The sequence below is a fragment of the Microcystis sp. M53598_WE2 genome, assembly GCF_030067735.1.
GTDB lineage: Bacteria > Cyanobacteriota > Cyanobacteriia > Cyanobacteriales > Microcystaceae > Microcystis > Microcystis aeruginosa.
Window position 1 is genome coordinate 1 of sequence record NZ_JASJFE010000278.1, and the last position, 3,889, is coordinate 3,889.

At 46.4% G+C, this 3,889-nt stretch carries 5 protein-coding genes; 4 read left to right on the top strand and 1 reads right to left on the bottom strand.

Going from position 1 to position 3,889, the window contains the following annotated elements; translation table 11 throughout:
* The first annotated feature begins 473 nt into the window (after nt 1-473).
* The 4 genes from PX636_RS05865 (at nt 474) to cruG (ending at nt 3,543) form a co-directional block, all read left to right on the top strand.
* Nucleotides 474-833, top strand: a complete 360-nt coding sequence (locus PX636_RS05865; RefSeq protein WP_012266582.1) for a YtxH domain-containing protein — start codon at nt 474-476, stop codon at nt 831-833.
* Nucleotides 834-1,199, top strand: coding sequence for a hypothetical protein (locus PX636_RS05870; protein WP_008201269.1), 366 nt, complete (start codon nt 834-836; stop codon nt 1,197-1,199).
* Nucleotides 1,200-1,439: 240 nt separating this feature from the next.
* Nucleotides 1,440-2,354, top strand: a complete 915-nt coding sequence (gene cruF / locus PX636_RS05875) for a gamma-carotene 1'-hydroxylase CruF (protein WP_079206048.1) — start codon at nt 1,440-1,442, stop codon at nt 2,352-2,354.
* Nucleotide 2,355: 1 nt separating this feature from the next.
* Nucleotides 2,356-3,543 carry a 2'-O-glycosyltransferase CruG gene (cruG, locus tag PX636_RS05880; protein WP_288116475.1) on the top strand — a complete coding sequence of 396 codons (1,188 nt, stop codon included), beginning with the start codon at nt 2,356-2,358 and terminating at the stop codon, nt 3,541-3,543.
* 162 nt (nt 3,544-3,705) lie between these two features.
* Here the strand turns inward: cruG and PX636_RS05885 are convergent.
* Nucleotides 3,706-3,889, bottom strand: a 184-nt coding sequence (locus PX636_RS05885; protein WP_288116476.1) for a restriction endonuclease subunit S domain-containing protein, incomplete at its 5' end; no start/stop codon positions are given.

Genomic DNA, 3,889 nt, shown 5'->3' on the forward strand with positions numbered 1-3,889 from the left:
ACATTTTAGCATATATTTCGTAAATGTTCTAATATTTAACAGTAAAGCCGCCGTAAAACGGCGGGGTTTCAGACCCAAATTTTCGATGATAGCCGTCCCCGGCAAGAGCGCCTACCGACCCTAAAAAATTAATTTGGCCAGAAGTCTATGGAAAAAATTTCATAAACCCCTTGACAAAAGCAGCGGATTGTGTGTAATATAAATATCGTGTGAGGAGTATAAGTTCAGCATAAGAGGAACCTTTGGGGTCGAAACACGGCAAGACTCCCAGAGGTTCTTCTTTTTCACTTCCTTATTGGCTCAAAGTCAGCCATAAAATCAGGTCTTACCCGATCGCTAGTTTTTTCTCAAGTTATCCCTTCTAGGTCTGTTTTTGCTTACCAAGAGCAACAGGTCAAAATTTTTGCCGAAGAAACTGCACAAGAGAAGTGTAATTGCTCGTAAAATTGGGAATTAAGTACAAGGGCAATCCTATGGCAGATAACAATAACGGTAACGGTGGCTTATTCGTCGTCGGGGTTTTAGTGGGCAGTGCGATCGGGGCAGTGGCGGGTTTATTAGTAGCGCCCAGATCTGGAAAAGAAACCCGTCGAATTCTGCAAAAATCCGCGCGGGCTTTGCCTGAATTAGCCGAAGATCTGACCACGACGATGCAATTGCAGGCCGATCGCCTATCGGAATCAGCCAGGCGTAATTGGGATGATACTTTAATGAGATTAAAAGAGGCGGTGACAGCCGGAATCGAAGCTAGTCAAAGTCTAGCCACGGACAATCCCTCCCCTGACTCGCAAGAATCCCCCCAGGGCGATAATCAACACTCGAATCACTACTAAATGACCGAACCTATTTTCTGGCTAGGATGTTCTTTACTGCTAGTCGCCGTTAGTTTAACGGCGGTTTTCATCGCCGCTTTACCTGCCCTGCAAGAGTTAGCCCGGGCAGCCCGCAGTGCCGAAAAATTATTCGATACCCTCCATCGGGAATTTCCCCCGACTCTAGAAGCAATTCGCCTGACAGGGGCGGAAATCAGCGAATTAACCGACAATATCGATGAAGGGGTTAAAAGTACCCGCCAAGTTGTCCAAGGAGTCGATCGCAGTCTCGGTAATGCTAAAGCTGGTCTCAGCAAGCTCGATCGTGGCAGCCGTCGCCTCTTGATCGGTTTTAAAGTCGCTTGGAATACTTGGAAACGCAGTTAAGGAGATGGGGAAGTGGGGTGTAGGGTGTGGGGTGTGGGGTGTGGGGAAGGAAACCTCTTTCATCTGTGGGGGTGAAAATTTTTTCATCGGGACTGCCTAGGGACTCCTAAACCACCACTACAGGCAAATCCCTAACCCCTGCAAAACTTTTTTGCCGAAAGTGACCGATCTGGGTAATAATTCTTTAATAAAGATTTGTAAACTTGAAAATGATTATCCTTTCGCAGTGCTAGAGATTTAATGAGACGACTAATTGCGATCGAAAAAGCTCTGCTCATCGGTCATATCGTATCGATGGCTTTTGGACTAGCGGGATTGTTGCTAGTTTTGCCCCATCCCGAATTTGTGGCCAATTTACCAGATTTTGGCAAAACTGCCTTTGCTTGGTCAATGGCCGGGGGGGGTGTGGTGTATATGGTGTTAGGAATGGCAGCGGTGGCTGTTTATGCCTATCGGACTCTAGGAGTGTGGCACTGGTTAGGATTCATGGTTCCCGCTATCAGTTTATCCCTTTGTAGCGAACTTTTGGGAACCAGTACCGGCTTTCCTTTCGGTCATTATCGTTATCTTTCGGGCTTAGGTTACAAAATTGCGGGTTTAGTACCCTTTACTATCCCCCTATCTTGGTTTTATCTCGGTTTTAGTGCCTATATTATCGCTCGTGTTGGTTTATCCACTCTTGCTATACCCCAGTGGCTACAAAATCTAGGAGCGATCGCTATCGGGGCGGTATTATTAACTTCCTGGGATTTTGTCCTAGATCCGGCCATGAGTCAAACTACCATGCCCTTCTGGATTTGGGAACAACCGGGGGCTTTTTTTGGGATGCCCTATGAAAATTTTGCCGGTTGGTTCGGTACGGGTTGTGTTTTTATGACGGTAGCCACTTTAATTTGGCAAGTGCAACCGGTGAAACTGCCAAGTCAAGATTTAACCCTGCCTTTTGTGATGTATTTAGGTAATTTTGGCTTTGCTACGGTCATGAGTATGGGTGCTGGTATTTATCCGCCGATTTTCTTAGGATTACTCACCGGTATTCTGCCTTTAATACTCCTCTATAATCGCGCCAAGGCTGTTGCTTCCGGGCAAACAGTGGCAACCAGCGAAGTAACAACCCTAAAAATCCCCGTTGTTTCGGTGAGAGGAGCCAAATAAGTTGTTAACTGAGATAATTCTCGGTGCATTCTGCCTGGGGCTACTGCTGTCTCAGGCTGTTGCCTTTTTTATCCTTCTTTCCCGTCTGCTAAAAGGGGCGCGTCGTCGTCCTCCCCTGACTCCCCAACCCCCCACCCCGGAGATGTTAGGGACAGTAAGCGTGATTGTGCCGACGTTAAACGAAGTGGCCAGGATTGACGGTTGTTTACAGGGATTGAGTCAACAGAGTTACGAAGTGCGAGAAATTCTGATTGTCGATAGCAATTCCCAAGATGGTACGCGGGAAAAAGTCAAAGAGATAGCGGCAAAAGACCCCCGCTTTCGCTTGAAAACCGATTATCCTTTGCCCCCCGATTGGGTAGGTCGTCCCTGGGCGTTACACAATGGTTTTTTGTTTAGTTCTCCTAAAAGTGACTGGATTTTGGGCATTGATGCCGATACCCAACCCCAAGCAAATTTAGTCGCCAGTTTAGTTAAAGCTGCGCTCGCAGAAGGTTATGATTTAGTTTCCCTGTCGCCGCAATTTATCCTCTCCTATCCGGGAGAATGGTGGTTACAGCCAGCTTTATTGATGACTTTGCTCTATCGCTTTGATGCGGCCGGAGTGCGCGAGCAAGATCCCCAACGAGTCATGGCCAATGGTCAATGTTTTCTCTGCCGGCGGTCAGTTTTAGCGGCTTTAGACGGTTATAGCGGGGCAAAAGGTTCTTTTTGCGATGATGTCACCCTGGCCCGTCTAGCGGCAACGAAAGGCTATCGGGTGGGATTTCTCGATGGGGCGAAGTTGATTCGCGTGCGGATGTACGAAGGACTTAAGGAAACTTGGCGCGAATGGGGCAGATCTCTTGACCTCAAAGATGCCTCCTATCAGGGGCAATTATGGGGCGATTTAGCTTTATTAGCTCTTACTCAGGGATTACCGATAATTATCACCCCTTTACTGCTCACAGCTTTGATTTTTGGCTACAATTTCCTGAGTTTAAAAATTGTTTTGACTTTAAACCTGCTGCTGTTATTGATTCGTTTTGCCCTTTTATTGGCTGTCTCTCCTAGCTACTATCGGGGCGAAAAAGTCAATCTATCTTCGGGATTATTTTGGCTATCTCCCCTCGCGGATCCGCTGGCAGTTATCCGCATTTTTATCTCTGCTTTTACCCGTCCCCAAAGTTGGCGCGGTCGATTGTATTAAAAATATGGCTCTCTTAGGTTTGGTGGGTAAAATGGATTCTAAGATACAGTCCTGTTGGCGAGGGAGTGGAACGAACCACAAAGACACAGAGGACACAAAGATCGATCATATTGTAAGTTAAACTGATCACACAGAACCTAGAAGAGCCGATAAATTAGGCTTTTAGTCATCACCTAAAATCATGGCTTCCACTTCCTGTTTAGCTTTTTCTAGGTCGTCTTTGGCTTGTTGTTGGAGTTGTTTGGCTTGATTACGAATTGCGGTGATATGCTCACTAATTTCGATTTGTTTTTCAAGAGGAGGCAGAGGAATTTTAAAATTTAGAACATCAGGTTTTGATGTGTTA